Below are 17,661 nucleotides of genomic sequence, written 5' to 3' on the forward strand. Positions count from 1 at the left end.
GCTGCCGCCTAGTCGTCGTGTTCCTTGTCGGCGAGGTGGATCACGCACACCGCGACCGCGATCAGCAGCGCCGGATCCGCGTCCTCCCGTACGACGTCGACGCCGTACGTCTCCCGTACATGCAGCCACCGCCGGGAGACGACGGCCAGCAGTTCGTTGTCGTACTCGACCGCGAACTCCCGGTCGAGGATCTTGCCGCTGACGTCGAGTTCGGTGCGGCCGTCCGCCAGCGCCACCCGGTAGTGGTTGCGCAGCAGCGACAGCCGCTTGCGCCGGATCGTGGCCAGCGGCTCGCCGTTCCGTTCGATCACCATCGTGTCCCGCAGGGCGAGCATCTTCTGGTGGATGTCGATCAGGACCCGCCCCTGGGTGTCCTTCAGCTCGAAGGTCTCCCGCAGCCGCATCGCCTTGCCGTCGACGAGGTACACCTTGTCGCCGTGGTCGTCCTCGATCCAGTAGTCGTCACCGAAGCCGAGGAGCCGGTCGCGTACGAGGAATCTCATGCGGTTACGGCTTCCCCGGCGGCCGGTCCGAAACGCCGCCGGTAGGCCGAAGGGCTGAGTCCGGTCTCGCGTCGCACGCGTGCGCGCAGGTTCGCGGCGGTCCCCAGCCCGCTCCTGGCCGCCACCATGTCCAGCCGCTGCTCACCCCGCTCGATCAGCCGGCAGGCGAGCGCCACCCTCCCCCACTGCCTTAAGGGCGTGGGGGGACCCCCACCGCCGTCAGCCAGGCGAGTGGGGTCGTGCCCAGCTGCGCCCGGAACCGCCGGTGCAGGGTCGCCGGGCTCACCGCCGCCCGCGCCGCGAGCTCCGCCACCGTCAGCGGTTCCCCGAGCCGCTCCTGCGCCCAGGCGAGCAGCGGCGCCAGCGACTCGTCGGGCACGTCCGGCACCGGGCGCTCCACGAACTGCCGCTGACCGCCGTCGCGGTGCGCGGCGAACACCAGCCGGCGGGAGACGGCGTTGGCGATCTCCGCGCCGTGGTCGCGCCGTACGACGTACAGCCCGAGGTCGAGCGCGGCGGCGCTGCCCGCGGCGGTGAGGACGCCGCCCTCGTCGACGAAGAGGACGTCGGACTCCAGCCGCACCTTCGGATGCAGCGCGCGGAACCGCTCGGCCCACATCCAGTGGGTGGTGGCCCGGCGGCCGTCGAGCAGCCCGGCCTCGGCGAGCGCGAAGGTGCCGGTGCAGAAACTCATGACGCGCGCCCCGCGCGCGTGGGTGCGCCGGATCGCGTCGAGGACGGCGGGACCGCGTGGGACGACGTTGTCGGGCCGGCCCGGCACCACGAGGGTGTCCGCCGAGTCCACCGCCTCCAGGCCGTGCCCGCCGGTCATGGTGAAGAACCCGTGGTTCATCCGCACCTCGCGCGCGGGCGTGCACAGCACGACCTCGTACAGCGGCCGGGGGAGGCCGAGTTCGGGCCGGGGCAGCCCGAACAGCTCGGTGGCGACACCGACCTCGAAGGGGTTGGTGCCCTCGTCCACGATCACGGCGACCCGGTGCGGCGCATCCACGGTCCGCTGAGAGGATTCTTGCGGCATGTGCGATTCCTAGCACTCGTGGAGCGTCCGGCGCATCCCGCACGCTGAGCGCATGACCACCGAACCCGTCTCCCTGGCCGCCGCCCTCGCCTCGTTCACCCAGCACTGGAGCCCTCGCATCGTCGCCACCGTCAACGACTACGACGTGCGCGTTGCGAAGGTCGAGGGCGAGCATGTGTGGCACGTCCACGACCACACCGACGAGTTCTTCCTCGTCCTGGACGGCGAGCTGCACATCGCGCTGCGGGAAGCGGCCGGCGAACGCACCGTCGTCCTGCCCAAGGGTTCGGTGTACACCGTCCCGCGCGGTACGGAGCACAAGCCGTTCGCGCCGGTGCCCACGGAGATCCTCGTCCTGGAGCCGACCGGCACCCTCTCCGTCGGCGACCGCCACGACGACGTGCCGGACCATGTGGACGCCACCACGGGCCACGCGCTGACGTGACCGCCGGGGGCCGACCGGGGCTAAGACGATCCCGCCGGCATACGGCCCGCGCGCTCTGTCCACGGGCGGGACCGGGGCGTTCCGGTCCGCCTCACCGAGGGCGGGGCGGACCGGTCGCCGTAGGTCCTGGCCGGGACGGGCTGCTGGCCCGGGTCACGGTCAGACGCCGTAGCCGCCGTTGTAGCCGTCGCGCTGGTGTCGTTCCGTCTCGACCACGGTGGTCGAGGTCGGAGGCACCATCACGCGGCGGCGCCGGGCGATGCTGCTGAACGTCGTCACGCCGATCAGACCGACGATCATCAGGATGACGCCCACCAGATCGAGATTGACGCCCTGCATGTCCCAGTCGGTCGCGAACGTGAGGATGGCTCCCACGGCGATGAGGATGATGCATCCGCCGAGGCCCATGATGTTGCCTCCTGTCCGGTGTACCGGCCACTCCGGTTCACCACCGGATCCGGGTACCCCGGGGCCCGACTCCCATGCGCGGCGGCCGACTTGCTACCCCTCCAGGAACGCCACCAGCGCGTTGGCCAGCAGGTACGGGTCGGCGTCGCCGCACAACTCCCGCGCGCTGTGCATCGACAGGATGGCCACACCGATGTCGACCGTGCGGATGCCGTGCCGGGCCGCGGTGATCGGGCCGATGGTCGTGCCGCAGGGCATGGAGTTGTTGGAGACGAAGTTCTGGAACGGCACGCCCGCCTTCTCGCAGGCGGCGGCGAAGATCGCCCGGCCCGAACCGTCCGTCGCGTAACGGTTGTTGACGTTGACCTTGAGGATCGGGCCGCCGTTGACCCGCGGGTGGTGCGTGGGGTCGTGCCGCTCCGCGTAGTTGGGGTGGACGGCGTGACCGGTGTCGGAGGACAGACAGACGGTGCCCGCGAAGGCTCTCGCCCTGTCCTCGTACGACCCTCCGCGCGCGAACACCGAACGCTCCAGCACGCTGCCCAGCAGCGGCCCGTCCGCGCCGGTGTCCGACTGCGAGCCGTTCTCCTCGTGGTCGAAGGCGGCCAGCACCGGGATGTACGGCAGGCCCTCGCCGCCGGTCGCCACGGCCGTCAGCGCCGCCGTACCGGCGTGCACGGACAGCAGGTTGTCCATCCGGGGGCCGGCCACCAGCTCCTCGTCGCGGCCCAGATAGGCGGCCGGCTCCACGGAGTGCGCCATCAGGTCCCAGCCGGTGACCTGACCCGCGGCCAGCCCGGCCTCCTGCTCCAGGAAGGCGATCAGGTCGCCGTCGCGCACATCGCCCCCCAGGCCCCAGACGGGCTGGAGGTGGCGCTGCTTGTCGAGCTTGAGGCCGTCGGTGTTGACCGCCCGGTCCAGGTGGATGGCGAGTTGGGGGACCCGCAGCAGCGGACGGCCCACGTCGACCAGGCGTGTCGAACCGTCCCGCAGCGTCAGCCGGCCGGCCAGGCCCAGGTCGCGGTCCAGCCAGGAGTTGAGCAGCGGACCGCCGTAGATCTCCACGGCCACCTGGCGCCATCCGTGCGCCCCGGTGTCGGGCTGCGGCTTGACGCGCAGGTTCGGGGAGTCGGTGTGCGCGCCGATGATCCGGAACGGTGTGTGCGGCGCGGCGCCCTCGGGCACGTACCAGGCCACGATCGCGCCGCCGCGCAGGACGTACCTGCCACCGCTCCCCGCCGCGGAGACCGTCGAGGTCTCCGCGTCCCAGGCATCCGTCTCCGAGACCTGCCGGAACCCGGCCTTCTCCAGGCGCTCGGCCGCGTTCGCCACGGCGTGGTACGGCGACGGGCTCGCCGTCAGGAACGTCATGAGGTCGTCGGTGTGGCCGCGGTCGAAGCGGGAGGGTGCGCTCATGGGGTTCACCTTAACGACGTACGAGAGCCCGCTCCCGGTGATGGGGAGCGGGCCCTCGTGAGGACAATGTGGAGTGCTGGGCGGTTGTGCGGATGCGTCCTGGAACGCGGCCTCTGAGTGTGAGAAGGGCGAGTGCCGGAAGTACGAGTGCTTGAGGGCGAGTGCCGGAAGGGCGAGTGCTAGAAGGCGGCCTCGTCCAGCTCCATCAGGTCGAGCTCGACACCCGCGGCGATCTTGCGGGCCAGGGTGACGCCCGGCAGGACGTCGGCCGCGAAGAACTTCGCCGCCGCGATCTTGCCGGTGTAGAACGCCACGTCCTTCGCGGAGACGGCCTTCGTGGCGGCCGACTCCAGCTTCTCGGCGGCGATAGCGGCGCCCTTGAGGAGCAGGAAGCCGACGATGACATCACCGGAGGCGAGCAGCAGGCGGGTGGTGTTCAGGCCCACCTTGTAGATGTTCTTGACGTCCTGCTCGGTGGCCGCGAGGTCGGTCAGCATCAGGCCGACGATGGCCTCCAGCTCGACGGCCGCCTTGGCCAGGTGCTCGCGGGCGCCGGCCAGCTGCTCGCCGCCGGTGCCCAGCGCCAGGAACTTCTTGATGTCCTCGGCGAGGGAGTTCAGCGCGGCGCCCTGGTTGCGGACGATCTTCCGGAAGAAGAAGTCCTGGCCCTGGATCGCCGTGGTGCCCTCGTACAGGGTGTCGATCTTGGCGTCACGGATGTACTGCTCGATCGGGTACTCCTGGAGGAACCCGGAGCCGCCGAAGGTCTGGAGCGACTGGGCGAGCTGCTCGTAGCCCTTCTCGGAGCCGTAGCCCTTGACGATCGGCAGGAGCAGGTCGTTGAGCGCGTGCTCCGTCTTAGAGTCCTCGCCGTTCGCCTCCTTCACGGCGATCGCGTCCTGGACGGAGGCCGTGTAGAGGACGAGGGCGCGCATGCCCTCGGCGTACGCCTTCTGCGTGATCAGCGAGCGGCGCACGTCGGGGTGGTGGGTGATGGTGACCTTCGGCGCGGCCTTGTCCATGAAGTTCGCCAGGTCGGGGCCCTGGACGCGCTCCTTGGCGTACTCCAGGGCGTTGAGGTAGCCGGTGGAGAGCGTGGAGATCGCCTTCGTGCCGACCATCATGCGGGCGAACTCGATGATGCGGAACATCTGGCGGATGCCGTCGTGCTTGTCGCCGATCAGCCAGCCCTTGGCGGGGTGCCGGTCGCCGAACGTCATCTCGCAGGTGTTGGAGGCCTTCAGGCCCATCTTGTGCTCGACGTTGGTGGCGTAGGCGCCGTTGCGCTCGCCCAGCTCACCGGTCTCGAAGTCGAAGAGCGTCTTCGGGACCATGAAGAGGGACAGGCCCTTGGTGCCGGGTCCGGCGCCCTCGGGGCGGGCCAGCACGTAGTGGAGGATGTTCTCCGACATGTCGTGCTCACCGGACGTGATGAAGCGCTTCACGCCCTCGATGTGCCAGGAGCCGTCCTCCTGCTGGACCGCCTTGGTGCGGCCGGCGCCCACGTCCGAGCCGGCGTCCGGCTCGGTGAGGACCATCGTGGAGCCCCACTGCCGGTCGACGGCGATCTGCGCGATCTTCTTCTGGACGTCGTTGCCCTCGTCGAAGAGGATGCCGGCGAAGGCCGGGCCGGAGGAGTACATCCACACGGCCGGGTTCGCGCCGAGGATCAGCTCCGCGTACGCCCAGATCAGGGACGGCGGGGCGGTGGTGCCGCCGATCTCCTCGGGCAGGCCCAGCCGCCAGTACTCGGAGTCCATGAAGGCCTGGTAGCTCTTCTTGAAGGACGCGGGTACCGGCGCGGTGTTGGTCTCGGGGTCGAAGACCGGCGGGTTGCGGTCGGCGTCCGTGAAGGACTCCGCCAACTCGTTCTCCGCGAGGCGGGTCAGCTCCTCGAGGATGCTTTTCGCGGTCTCGGTGTCCATCTCCCCGAACGGGCCGGTGCCGTACAGCTTGTCGCGCCCGAGCACCTCGAAGAGGTTGAACTCGATGTCGCGGAGATTCGACTTGTAGTGCCCCATGGCGACGGCTCCGTAAAGAGAGATCGGCGAGGGACTTGGATCCTCGCGCTAGTTCACGTACCAACAAGTAGCTACCGATGATGCTACCCGTCGGTAATAAGTCGCAACCCCGAACCGGCCATCTGTGACGCGTAACGCGTCCCGTACGCCTCGGAAGCAGCCCCCGTACCGCCCCGCCCGCCGGGCGCGCTCGGTACGCTTGCGCCCATGTACGGATACGGCCAGCCCATGGACGGCGGTGCTGCGCAGCAGCAGTACGCCCCGCCGCAGCAGCAGATGCCCGGCGGCCACGGCGGGTACGGTCAGCAGCCGCCGCTCTACCCGGAGCCGTCCCCGCCGTCCCTCGCGGACGCGGTGCGGGCCTTCACCACCGGGCAGCTGGCCGCGGAGGACTTCCAGCAGGTCTTCGCGACCTCCAAGGTCTACTGCCCGCGCGGGGACAACCCCGGTTTCCTCGCCCTGCACAACACCCAGCAGCCGGTGATCCCGATGTTCACCTCGCTCAAGGAGCTGCGCCGGTACGCGGGCAAGGAGTCCAAGTACTTCGTGATCACCGGCTCCGAGATGATCGACCTGCTGCCCACCGGGTACGGCTTCGTCCTCGACATGGAGGGCGAGCACCGGATGGTGTTCGACGCGAAGGCGGTCGAGCAGATGGTCGAGTTCGCGATGCGGCGCATGTACGGCTGAGGGGTCTCCCTCCCCCGGGCCCCTCCCTGCGCCTCCCCCTGCGCCTCCCTTTCTGTCTCTCCTCTTCTTCCTCACCCCTTCCTCCGCTCCTCCGCTCCTCCGCTCCTCCTCCTTCTGATCCCCGGCCGGCCCTCGGGCGTCCGGGGATCACCCTTTCCCTTCACAGCGATGCCATAGGGTTCCCCCGCGCCACCGCCCCTGCGTGGCCGCCTCTTCCCGGGAATGTCCTCAGGGCTTCCTTCGTTATGGGTGGCAGAAAGTTCAACGCTCAACTAAACTGGGACGTACGTCGCCCAAGGAGGTACGGACATGCCCGCAGTGACCGTCGAGAACCCGCTGACCCTGCCGCGCGTCACCGCATCGGCCGACGCGGTCGCACGTCCCGTGCTCACCGTCACGACCGCGCCCGGCGGTTTCGAGGGTGAGGGCTTCCCGGTGCGCCGTGCGTTCGCCGGGATCAACTACCGCCACCTCGACCCGTTCATCATGATGGACCAGATGGGCGAGGTGGAATACGCGCCGGGCGAGCCGAAGGGCACCCCCTGGCACCCGCACCGCGGCTTCGAGACCGTCACCTACATCATCGACGGGATCTTCGACCACCAGGACAGCCAGGGCGGCGGCGGCACCATCACCAACGGCGACACCCAGTGGATGACGGCCGGCTCCGGCCTCCTCCACATCGAGGCGCCGCCGGAGTCGCTGGTCATGTCCGGCGGTCTCTTCCACGGCCTCCAGCTGTGGGTGAACCTGCCGGCCAAGGACAAGATGATGGCGCCCCGGTACCAGGACATCCGGGGCGGCCACGTACAGCTCCTGACCAGCCCGGACGGCGGCGCGCTGCTGCGCGTCATCGCGGGCGAGCTGGACGGCCACGCCGGGCCCGGCATCACCCACACCCCCATCACGATGGTCCACGCGACCCTCGCGCCGGGCGCGGAACTCACTCTTCCGTGGCGTGAGGACTTCAACGGTCTCGCGTACGTCATGGCGGGCCGCGGTTCGGTCGGCGCCGAGCGTCGGCCGATCCACCTGGGGCAGACGGCGGTCTTCGGCGCGGGTTCCTCGCTGACGGTCCGCGCGGACGAGAAGCAGGACTCGAACACGCCTGACCTGGAGGTCGTGCTGCTGGGCGGCCGGCCGATCCGTGAGCCGATGGCCCACTACGGCCCGTTCGTGATGAACACCAAGGACGAGCTCCAGCAGGCCTTCGACGACTTCCAGAAGGGCCGGCTGGGCACGATTCCGGCGGTGCACGGGATGACGGCGGAGGGCATCTAGCCTTCCGGCCCGCCGAAAGCCGCTACGGTGTGACAGGGCCCGAAGCCGCAACTCTGGTTTGCGACTTCGGGCCCTGTCCTGTGTCACCTCGCTACGGCAGTACGTATGTCACCTCGCTACGGCAGCACGTAGAGCGGCGCTCCGTCCGGGGCGCATCCGGTCTGCCGTACACACCCGCGCTTGAGCAGCATCCGCAGGCAGTCGTGGACACGGTCGTGCGACAGCCCTGTACGAGTCGCGATCTCCGCCACGCGGTAGCGGGCCTCGCCTCGCACCAGCGCCGGGGCGAGGAGGGCGGCGACCGCGTGCACGTCATCCGTGACGACGAGGTTCTTCGTCTTCCAGACGGCGAGCAGCTGCTGGGGCGTCAACTCCGTCTCGGAGACGAGCCGGGAGCGGTCGTCGGTGCGGTTGAGGGCCGCGGCGATGTCCTGAAGGCTGTGGTTGATCTGCCGCAGCAGATCGTTCTGCTCGCCGGCGAAGGCGGCCAGCCTCTCGTCCGTCTCCAGGTTGCGTTCCTCGAGGCGCACGATGGCGTCGACGACCTGCTCGGGCATGACGTACGCGGTGCCGCCGGCGGGGGCGGGTTGCACGGGGGCGGGTTCCAGGGTGTAGGAGCCGTCCCGCTGGATGGTGGCGATCACACCGGCGACCCAGGTTTTGAAGGGCTGTGACTCCGGCTTGGTGCAGGCGTTGACCATGAGGATCAAGCCCTGAAGGTTGACCAGTTTCATGTCTCGGCGCCACTCCCGACCTGCGGGAATGCTGCAAGTGTGCTTCAGGAGCACACTCTCGACACTGTCGAAGTTGGCCGCGTCGGCAATGTTGCGCAGAGTGGAACCGACGTGCGCGTAGCCCAGGTTCTTGCACACGTCGACCGCCGGGAACCAGTGCGTCCCGTCCGGAGCGGTGAGCCTGCGCACCCGTGCGCCGGTCGCCGCGTAGACGAAGTCACTGATCTCGATCGCGTCCTGCTGTGCCGCCGAGCGGTCCGGCGGCGGTGTGTTGTTCTGCTCGTACATCGAGCATCACCTCCGCCTCGAAAAATAGGCATATGCCACAGCAATGGGCCGCGTCGGCAAGGATGTTCACCCCTTAGGAGCGGGCGTTCGATTCTGAGGCCGGGTCATGTCCCTTCACCCGGGCGGCCGTCCGGTCAGGACAACCCGGCGCCTCCGTGATCCGCTGAACCCGTGCACCTGCTCCCGCTGCCCGTCCGTCGCCTGGCCGCCTGGTGCGCCGTCGTCCTGCTCGCGTCCGGCGTCGGATACGTCGGGATCCGGCTCTGCTCGGAGCTGCGTACCGCCGTCACGCCGGTGCTGCTCGCGCTGCTCGGGACCGCGCTGCTCAGGCCGCTGTACCGGAGGCTGGTGGAGGTGGGGGTGCCCCGGTCGGTAGCGGCGGCGCTGACGTGTGTCGCCGTCGTCGCCGTGGTCGGCGGGGCGGTGTACATCGTCGTCGCCGCGCTGATCGACAGCGGGGATCAGATCGTCGCCGCGCTCAGATCGGCGGCGCGGGGTGTCGCCGAGCACTTCGGGGCGGCCGGCACCTCGCTCGACGACCTCGCGTCCAATGCGAAGGAGTTGCTCACCAAGTTCGGGGGAACGGCCGCCTCCAACGTGATCAGCGGGGTGAGCGTCGTCGGCGAGAGCATCGCCATGGCCGTGCTCGCGCTGCTGCTCGTCTTCTTCTTCCTGCGGGACTCGCACCGGGCGATGGGAGCCCTGCGCTCCGCCGCTCCGCGCGGTACCGGCGACACCCTGGAGGCCATGGCCCGGCGGGCCTTCCGGGCCGTGGAGGGGTTCATGCGCGGGACGACCTTCATCGCCTTCATCGACGCCGTGTGCATCACCGTCGGACTGCTCGTCCTCGATGTGCCGGGGGCGGTCGGACTGGGCGCCCTCGTCTTCGTCGGGGCGTACATCCCCTATCTCGGCGCGTTCCTCTCCGGGGCCGTCGCCGTGCTGGTGGCGCTCGCCGACCGGGGGTTCGTCATCGCGCTGTGGGCGCTCGGGGTGGTGCTGGCGGTGCAGGTGCTGGAGGGGCATGTGCTTCAGCCGATGATCCAGAGCCGGACCGTGCAGATGCATCCGGCGGTGGTGATGGTGGCCATCACGGCCGGGGCCTCCGTGGCCGGGATCCTGGGCATGCTGCTCGCCGTCCCCTTGACGGCCGCCGCCTTCGGGGTGCTGCACGAACTGCGGACGCGTTACGGGGCGCCCGCCGAGGGTTCGCCGAACTCGTAGGGCTCGTGGAGCTCGAACCAGATGCTCTTGCCCTCCCCCCGCGGTGCCACCCCCCAGGTGTCCGCGAGCAGTTCGATGAGGACCAGGCCACGCCCCGAGGAGGCCAGTTCGCCGGGACGTCGCTTGTGGGGGAGGTCGTCGCCGGCGTCGGTGACCTCGATGCGGAGTCGGCGTTCGCCGGGGGCGCCGGTGACCTCGGCGACGAGCAGCGCGTCCGCGTCGGTGTGGACGAGGACGTTCGTCAGCGTCTCGGAGACGAGCAGGACCGCCGAGTCGATCTGGTCCGCGCAGGTCCAGTCGTGCAGCAGCTCGCGCAGTTGCTGCCGGGCCACGGCGATCCGTTCGGGCTCGGCCTGCGCGACCGTCATCATCGAGCGGCGCACGAGCTGCCGGACCGGCACGGGAGCGGTGCCCGGGCCGCAGCCGCCCTCGCCCTGGCGGCACAGCAGCAGTACGGCTATGTCGTCCTCGCGGCGGTCCGCGAGGGGGCCGATGGTGTGGTGGGAGGAGGGGCCGTGCACCGCCTGGACCAGGGCCTCGGCCAGCTCCTCCAGATCGCCCTCGTGTGCCTCGAGGATCTTGCGGACGCGTCGCCAGCCGGTGTCGAGGTCGTGGCCGCCGGTCTCCAGCAGGCCGTCGGTGCACAGCATCAGCGCCTCGCCGGGTTCCAGGGCGAGCCGGGTGGTGGGGTAGTCGGCGTCCGGGTCGATGCCCAGGGGCAGGCCCCCGGCGGTGGCGCGGACCAGCACGGTGCCGTCGGACATCCGGATCGCGGGGTCCAGATGCCCTGCCCTGGCGGTCTCCAGGACTCCGGTCACCGGGTCGACCTCCAGGTACAGGCAGGTGGCGAAACGCGGATCGGCCCCGGCTCCGCCGTCCGTGTCGGTGAGGCCGTGGAAGAAGCCGGAGGCGCGGGAGAGGACGGCGTCGGGGCGGTGGCCCTCGGCGGCGTACGCCCGTACCGCTATGCGCAGCTGGCCCATGAGTCCCGCGGCGCGGACGTCGTGGCCCTGGACGTCGCCGATGACCAGGGCGAAGCGTCCCCTGGGCAGCGGGATCATGTCGTACCAGTCGCCGCCGACCTGGAGGCCGCCGCCGGTCGGTATGTAGCGGGCGGCGAGGGTCATGCCCGGTATCTCGGGGCCGAGGGTGGGGAGCATGGAGCGCTGGAGACCGTCGGTCAGCTCGCGCTGGGTCTCCGCCGCGCCGGCGCGGGTGAGGGCCTGGGCGAGCATGCGGGCGACCGTCGTCAGCACGGACCGCTCGTCCGGGGTGAACGCCACCGGGTACGCGAAGGCGGCCATCCAGGCGCCCATCGTGCGGCCGGCCACCGTCAGCGGCAGGAACGCCCAGGAGTGACGGTTGAAGTGCGCGGCCATCGGCCAGGTGAGCGGGTAGCGCTCCTTGTACCGCTCGGGGGACGACAGATACACGGCCCGTCCGGTGCGCACGACCTCGGCGGCCGGATAGTCCGTATGGATGGACATATGGCTGAAGGGGTCCTCGTCGCCGGACTGGTGTCCGTGGTGGCCGATGATCGTCAGCCGCTCGCCCTCCACGCCGAAGACGGCGAGTCCGTCCGGTGAGAAGCCCGGCATGGACAGGGCACCCGCGACCCTCAGCACCTCCTCGGTGGACCGTGCCTCCGCCAGCGCGCGGCCGGCGTCCAGCAGGAACGCCTCGCGCGAGCGCCGCCAGTCGCCGGTGACGGCGGTCCGTCCCGCGGGGGTGCCCGGCGTCGGCTCGGTCACCTCCTGGAGGGTGCCGATCAGCTCGTACGCCTTCCTCACCGGGTCGAAGGACGGCTTGGAGCGGCTGCGCACCACCCGGACGACCCGGCCCCGGTTGTCCATGATCCGGATGCGCACCTCGGCGAGGGTGCCCTCGGCGACGGCGAGCTGGACCACTCCGGTGATCTCGTTCCAGTCGACGGGGTGGAGGCGGGCCCGGGTCTGGGCCTCGGTGAGGACGGCCTCCTTGCGGGGCAGCCCGAGCAGCCGGGCTGCCTCGGCGTCGACCGTGACCAGCCCGGTGGCGGTGTCCCAGTGCCACAGGCCGGTCGCGAGGGAAGCCAGGACCTCCCCCACGGCGGGCAACGGCTCGCCAGTGCGCATTGCCCCACTTTAGGAAGATGCCGTCGAGAAGTGCCACTGATCGCCGCACCGGTATAGAGGGGAGGTGATCAGTGACTGGCCGGTACCCTGGGGGTTGTTTCACGTGAAACACGCCCCTCGATCCGCGAAGACTGGATGAACGACGATGCATCGGTACAGGTCCCACACCTGCGGCGAGCTCCGCGCCTCTGACGTCGGCACCGACGTCCGGCTGAGCGGCTGGCTGCACAATCGGCGCGACCTGGGCGGCATCCTCTTCATCGATCTGCGTGACCACTACGGCATCACGCAGCTCGTCGCCCGTCCGGGTACGCCCGCGTACGAGGCCCTCGACAAGCTGACCAAGGAGTCGACGGTCCGCATCGACGGCAAGGCCGTCTCGCGTGGCGCCGAGAACGTCAACGCGGATCTGCCGACCGGCGAGATCGAGGTCGAGGTCGGCGAGGTCGAGCTGCTCGGCGCGGCCCAGCCGCTCCCCTTCACGATCAACGCCGAGGACGGGGTCAACGAGGAGCGGCGCCTGGAGTACCGCTTCCTGGACCTGCGCCGTGAGCGCATGCACCGCAACATCATGCTGCGCACGTCGGTCATCTCGGCGATGCGGCACAAGATGACGGCGCTGGGCTTCAACGAGATGGCGACGCCGATCCTGTCCGCGACCTCCCCCGAGGGCGCCCGCGACTTCGTCGTCCCGTCCCGTCTGCACGCGGGCCGGTTCTACGCCCTGCCGCAGGCCCCGCAGCAGTTCAAGCAGCTGCTGATGATCTCGGGCTTCGACCGCTACTTCCAGATCGCGCCCTGTTTCCGCGACGAGGACGCGCGCGCGGACCGTTCGCCGGGCGAGTTCTACCAGCTCGACGTCGAGATGAGCTTCGTCGAGCAGGAGGACGTCTTCCAGCCGATCGAGAAGCTCATGACCGAGCTGTTCGAGGAGTTCGGCGGCGGCCGTCATGTCACCTCCCCCTTCCCGCGCATCCCGTTCCGCGAGTCGATGCTGAAGTACGGCTCCGACAAGCCGGACCTGCGGGCTCAGCTGGAACTCACCGACATCACCGACATCTTCGAGGGCTCGGAGTTCAAGGCCTTCGCGGGCAAGCACGTCCGCGCGCTGCCGGTGCCGGACGTCTCCGCGCAGCCCCGCAAGTTCTTCGATCAGCTCGGCGACTTCGCGGTGACGCTGGGCGCGAAGGGCCTGGCCTGGGTCCGCGTGGCCGAGGACGGCTCGCTGACCGGCCCGATCGCCAAGTTCCTGACCGAGGACAACGTCGCCGAGCTGACCAAGCGCCTGTCGCTGGCCGCCGGCCACGCGGTGTTCTTCGGCGCGGGCGAGTTCGACGAGGTCTCGAAGATCATGGGTGCGGTGCGGGTCGAGGCCGCCAAGCGTGCCGGGCACTTCGAGGAGAACGTCTTCCGCTTCTGCTGGATCGTCGACTTCCCGATGTACGAGAAGGACGAGGAGACCGGCAAGATCGACTTCTCGCACAACCCGTTCTCGATGCCGCAGGGCGGTCTGGAGGCCCTGGAGACCCAGGACCCGCTGGACATCCTGGGCTGGCAGTACGACATCGTCTGCAACGGCGTCGAGCTCTCCTCCGGCGCGATCCGGAACCACGAGCCGGAGATCATGCTCAAGGCGTTCGAGATCGCGGGCTACGACCGGGAGACGGTCGAGGACAAGTTCGCCGGCATGCTGCGCGCGTTCCGCTTCGGCGCCCCGCCGCACGGCGGCATCGCGCCGGGTGTCGACCGCATCGTGATGCTGCTGGCCGATGAGCCGAACATCCGCGAGACCATCGCCTTCCCGCTCAACGGCAACGCCCAGGACCTGATGATGGGCGCGCCGACGGAGCTGGAAGAGGTCCGGCTGAGGGAGCTGCACCTGTCGGTGCGCAAGCCCCAGCCGAAGTAGCGGCAAGCGGCGGGAGCCGACGGGAGTCGGCGGAAGCAGGCGGTACGAACGAAAGTGGCCCGGAACCGACGTCGGTTCCGGGCCACTTTCGCTTTCCCCGGGAACTGACAGCTCTTCCTCATGCTGCTGACAGGTTCGGTCCCTAGCGTCCCGGCCTCATGACGGGATCTCAGAAACCACACAGCGAACAGGACTTATCACGTCGGAAGGTCGTGGCCGTGGCCGCGGGCGGCGTCGCGGCGGCGGGCCTGGGCGGCACCGCCTTCGCGGCGAGCGCCGCCGACGGACGCGGCAGACCGGCTCGGACCGGCGCCGGCGCCGACGGCGAGGTCTGCTACCGCCTGACCACGGAGACGGTCGAGGGCCCCTACTACATCGACGCCGACAAGATCCGGCGGGACGTCACGGAGGACCGGGAGGGCATCCCGCTCCTCCTCGGCCTGAAGGTGATCGACTCGGAGACGTGCAGGCCGATCCGGAACGCGGCCGTCGACATCTGGCACTGCGACGCGGCGGGGGTGTACTCGGGCTACGAGAACCAGGGCAACGGGGGTGGCGGCGGTCCCGCCCCGACCGGCGAACCCCCGACGGGTGCGCCCACCGGCGAACCCCCGACGGGAGCGCCCACCGGGGCGCCCCCGGGAGGCGGCCACCAGGAGCCCACGGACGACAGCCGCTACCTGCGCGGCACCTGGCGGACGGACCGGCACGGTCAGGTGACCTTCCGGACGGTCTTCCCGGGCTGGTACCGGGGGCGGTGCGTCCACATCCACGTCAAGGTGCATGTGGACGGCGCGTGGACGGACGCCGGTTACGAGGGCGGGCACACCTGCCACACCGGCCAGTTCTTCTTCGACGAGGAGTCCGTGCTCGCCTCCGCGGTGGTGGAGCCCTACGTGAGCAACGCCGCGGAGCGCACGACCCTCACCGAGGACACGATCTACGACCAGAGCGGCACCCAGGGCGGTCTGCTGAAGCTGCGCTACGACAAGCGGGACATCGCGAGGGGCGTCCACGGGTCGATCACGGTCGGCGTGGACCCGGAGGCGACGGAGGACGGCCAGGGCTCGCCGCCGCGGCCGAGCGCGTCGGCCTCAGCCGCTGATTCCGCTGCCGCGTCGGCTTCACCTTCCGTCGCCGACAACTGACGGTTCCGCCCGGGCCACGCCCCCCGACCTGCGCATCGGGGGGCGTGGCTCTCTTCATGAGTCGTTCACATACGTGGGCGTATGAACAACCCATTGACCCGGAGTGGTTGCCTCCATATCGTTCCCACATACATAACAGCAGTTCAGGTATGTGAACAGCACGATGGGGAGACAACGATGTCAGAACCCGAGAGCGGGGCAGCGAACGGAGCCGGGGCCGGCAACGAGGCCGAGACCCGGGCGGTGGGCAAGTTCCTTCGCCGGATGATGCCGATCCTGGTCCTGATGCTTCTGGTCAACAATCTCGACCGGACGAACGTGGGCTTCGTCCAGGACGAGCTCCAGGCCGACGTCGGGATCAGCGCCACCGCCTACGGCCTCGGGGCGGGCCTGTTCTTCATCGGGTACGCGCTGTTCGAGGTGCCCAGCAACATGCTCCTGGAGCGCTTCGGCGCCCGGGTCTGGCTGACCCGCATCATGATCACCTGGGGTCTGGTGATCGTGGCGATGTGCTTCATCCACGACGTGACGACCTTCTACTCGCTGCGCTTCCTGCTCGGCGTCGCGGAGGCCGGCTTCTTCCCCGGCGCGATGCTCTACATCACCCAGTGGCTGCCCGACGCGAGCCGGGGCCGGGCGACGGCGATCTTCCTCGGCGGTTCGGCGGCCGCGGGCATCGTGACCGGCCCGGTCACCGGGGCGCTGCTCGAACTGCACGGCGCGGGCGGGGTCGCCGGCTGGCGGTGGATGTTCGGCCTGGAGGGCGTGTTCTCGGTCGTGGTCGGGATCGTCGCCGGGTTCTTCCTCGTCTCCCGGATCGAGGACGCGCGCTGGCTCACGCGGGAGGAGAAGGACGCGCTCGGCGCGGCGGTGGCCGAGGACCGGGAGGCCCGCAGCCGCGCTCCGCACACGTCACGGTTCAAGCTGCTCCTCCACCCGCAGGTCGCGCTGCTGACCGGCGCGTTCTTCGCGATGACGCTCACCGGATACGCGATCACCTTCTGGCTGCCGAGCCTGATCGAGGACATCGGCGGACTGTCGTCCTTCCAGGTCGGGCTGCTGTCCGCGATCCCGGCGGTCTGCTCCATGATCGCCATGTACTCGATGAGCCACTTCACCGACCGTGCCCCTGACCGCCGCCCGTATCTGGCGATCACCCTGGTGGTGTCGGCGACGGGCACCTATCTGGCCACCCTGGGCTCCCCGTGGTTCGGCCTCGCGGCGATCACGCTGGCCGGGGTCGGCTCGAAGTGCGCGGCCACGCTGTTCTGGCCGATGGCGCAGTCGGGGCTCGACCTGAGGATCGCGGCGCCGGGCCTCGCGCTGGTCAACTCCCTCGGAAACCTGGGGGGCTTCTTCTCCCCCACGCTCTTCGGCTACCTCAAGGACACGACCGGCAGCACGAACGGCGGCCTGTACACGCTGTCGGCTGCCTCGCTGCTGGCGGTGGTCGCGGCGAGGTTCATCCGCGGAGCCCGCGCGATCTCCGATCCGCTCGTGGAGACCTCACCGGAGGCGCACAGGAACCCCGAGGGGGCAGCACAGCGGCGCGTCGTCTCATAGCGGTACGCCGGCACGGGCCGACGGGCGAGGGAGGAAGCCAGCCATGGGATCCACGGGATTCATGATCACTCTGTCGGTGCTGCTGATCGTCGGCGCGGTGGCGGGGGTGGTGGCCCAGCGCCGCGCGGCTCGCACCCGACGCCCGGCCGGTCTTCCCCGTCGCCCCGGTCACCCCGGTCGGGCTGGTCGCCCCGGTCGGTTCGGCCGGTCCGGCCCACCGGGTCCCTCCGGACTGTCCGACCTGGATGCGGAGGTGGAGGCGAACCACTGGCTGATCCGGCTGGGCGGCGGCCTCGTCCCGCCGGACGCGCGGTCCTGGGCGGGTGCGGACGAGACGGCGGGCCGGGCGCTGACCAGCGCGGCGGAGTCCCATCGCGCGGCGCGCGACCGGCTCGCCGGGGCCCGTACGGCGGGGGAGTACGAGGAGGTCACGCGGGTGGCGAAGGAGGGGCTGGAGCATCTACGGACGGCCCGTGCGGCACTGGGGCGACCGGCCTCGGCCGACGGCCTGCCCGCTCTCCCCCGTGGCGCCCGCGTCCCGGCGGCCGGCGGGGCCTGCGCGGTCACGTCTCGCTAGGGCCCCGCGCGCTGAGCCTGTCCGGGAGCTCTCCCTCACCGCCCCCTCTCTCACCGTCCGCTCCCTGTCCGCCGCCCGCCGTCACCGCCCGTTCCCTGACCGCCGCCCGCCCTCATCGCCCGCTCCCTCTCTCCTTCTCTCCCCGCTCCCTCCCTTGGCGTCCTCCCCCGGTGGCGCCGTGCGAACGGCCGGGGGGCGGCGTACCCCGACGCGGTGTCGGAGTGCGCCGCCCCGGAGCGGGACGAGCCGTGGGGGGGGTGGGGGGGGCGGGGGGGGCGCGGGCCACGGACCCCCCCAGAAT

General features: G+C 70.3%; 14 protein-coding genes and 1 pseudogene. 8 read left to right on the plus strand and 7 right to left on the minus strand.

Annotated elements, in window-relative coordinates:
• Nucleotides 1-8: 8 nt before the first annotated feature.
• The gene (locus tag ABT070_RS19915; protein WP_351762159.1) at nt 9-503 is read right to left on the minus strand and encodes an LURP-one-related/scramblase family protein; all 495 of its coding nucleotides are present in this window, start codon (nt 501-503) and stop codon (nt 9-11) included.
• A pseudogene (locus ABT070_RS19920) lies at nt 500-1,542 on the minus strand (GlxA family transcriptional regulator). Before ABT070_RS19920 ends, ABT070_RS19915 begins: the two are co-directional and overlap by 4 nt.
• 52 nt (nt 1,543-1,594) lie before the next feature.
• Here ABT070_RS19920 and ABT070_RS19925 point away from each other — a divergent pair.
• Entirely contained in the window at nt 1,595-1,987 is a 393-nt protein-coding gene (locus ABT070_RS19925) for a cupin domain-containing protein (RefSeq protein ID WP_351762162.1), read from the plus strand.
• 159 nt (nt 1,988-2,146) lie between these two features.
• Here the strand turns inward: ABT070_RS19925 and ABT070_RS19930 are convergent, their stop codons facing one another.
• The 3 genes from ABT070_RS19930 to ABT070_RS19940 form a co-directional block, all read right to left on the minus strand.
• Nucleotides 2,147-2,395, minus strand: coding sequence for a DUF6458 family protein (locus ABT070_RS19930; RefSeq protein ID WP_054242050.1), 249 nt, complete (start codon nt 2,393-2,395; stop codon nt 2,147-2,149).
• Between the two features lie 93 nt (nt 2,396-2,488).
• Complete coding sequence (locus ABT070_RS19935) at nt 2,489-3,811, minus strand: M18 family aminopeptidase (RefSeq protein ID WP_351762165.1); 1,323 nt, start codon at nt 3,809-3,811, stop codon at nt 2,489-2,491.
• A 179-nt stretch (nt 3,812-3,990) separates the two neighbouring features.
• Entirely contained in the window at nt 3,991-5,832 is a 1,842-nt protein-coding gene (locus ABT070_RS19940; RefSeq protein ID WP_351762168.1) for an acyl-CoA dehydrogenase, read from the minus strand.
• A 207-nt stretch (nt 5,833-6,039) separates the two neighbouring features.
• Here ABT070_RS19940 and ABT070_RS19945 point away from each other — a divergent pair, with 207 nt between their 5' ends.
• Together ABT070_RS19945 and ABT070_RS19950 are read left to right on the plus strand one after the other, a co-directional pair.
• Entirely contained in the window at nt 6,040-6,522 is a 483-nt protein-coding gene (locus ABT070_RS19945) for an SseB family protein (protein ID WP_028806966.1), read from the plus strand.
• 309 nt (nt 6,523-6,831) lie between these two features.
• A complete protein-coding gene (locus ABT070_RS19950; RefSeq protein ID WP_351762171.1) occupies nt 6,832-7,803 on the plus strand; it encodes a pirin family protein in 972 nt (323 codons plus the stop codon).
• A gap of 116 nt (nt 7,804-7,919) precedes the next feature.
• On the opposite strand, the gene ABT070_RS19955 is transcribed toward ABT070_RS19950, so the two are convergent.
• Nucleotides 7,920-8,825, minus strand: coding sequence for a BRO-N domain-containing protein (locus ABT070_RS19955; RefSeq protein WP_351762173.1), 906 nt, complete (start codon nt 8,823-8,825; stop codon nt 7,920-7,922).
• Between the two features lie 171 nt (nt 8,826-8,996).
• On the opposite strand from ABT070_RS19955, the gene ABT070_RS19960 reads away from it, so the two are divergent.
• Nucleotides 8,997-10,049, plus strand: coding sequence for an AI-2E family transporter (locus tag ABT070_RS19960; RefSeq protein WP_351762176.1), 1,053 nt, complete (start codon nt 8,997-8,999; stop codon nt 10,047-10,049).
• Here ABT070_RS19960 and ABT070_RS19965 read toward each other — a convergent pair.
• On the minus strand, nt 10,013-12,163 hold the full coding sequence (locus ABT070_RS19965; RefSeq protein ID WP_351762178.1) for an ATP-binding SpoIIE family protein phosphatase: 2,151 nt from the start codon (nt 12,161-12,163) through the stop codon (nt 10,013-10,015). The genes ABT070_RS19960 and ABT070_RS19965 overlap by 37 nt on opposite strands.
• Nucleotides 12,164-12,308: 145 nt before the next feature.
• Between ABT070_RS19965 and aspS the strand changes: the two genes are divergently transcribed.
• The 4 genes from aspS to ABT070_RS19985 all read left to right on the plus strand — a co-directional run bounded on the left by aspS (nt 12,309) and on the right by ABT070_RS19985 (nt 17,360).
• Nucleotides 12,309-14,072 (plus strand): aspartate--tRNA ligase, encoded by a 1,764-nt coding sequence (gene aspS, locus ABT070_RS19970; RefSeq protein ID WP_351762181.1) that lies wholly within the window; start codon nt 12,309-12,311, stop codon nt 14,070-14,072.
• A 158-nt stretch (nt 14,073-14,230) separates the two neighbouring features.
• Nucleotides 14,231-15,220 carry an intradiol ring-cleavage dioxygenase gene (locus ABT070_RS19975; RefSeq protein ID WP_351762183.1) on the plus strand — a complete coding sequence of 330 codons (990 nt, stop codon included), beginning with the start codon at nt 14,231-14,233 and terminating at the stop codon, nt 15,218-15,220.
• A 177-nt stretch (nt 15,221-15,397) separates the two neighbouring features.
• Nucleotides 15,398-16,783 carry an MFS transporter gene (locus ABT070_RS19980; RefSeq protein WP_351762185.1) on the plus strand — a complete coding sequence of 462 codons (1,386 nt, stop codon included), beginning with the start codon at nt 15,398-15,400 and terminating at the stop codon, nt 16,781-16,783.
• A gap of 43 nt (nt 16,784-16,826) precedes the next feature.
• The gene (locus ABT070_RS19985) at nt 16,827-17,360 is read left to right on the plus strand and encodes a hypothetical protein (RefSeq protein ID WP_351762188.1); all 534 of its coding nucleotides are present in this window, start codon (nt 16,827-16,829) and stop codon (nt 17,358-17,360) included.
• Nucleotides 17,361-17,661: the final 301 nt, after the last annotated feature.

Origin of the sequence: Streptomyces sp. NPDC002884 (genome assembly GCF_040295245.1) — a bacterium.
In the GTDB taxonomy this organism is placed as follows: domain Bacteria; phylum Actinomycetota; class Actinomycetes; order Streptomycetales; family Streptomycetaceae; genus Streptomyces.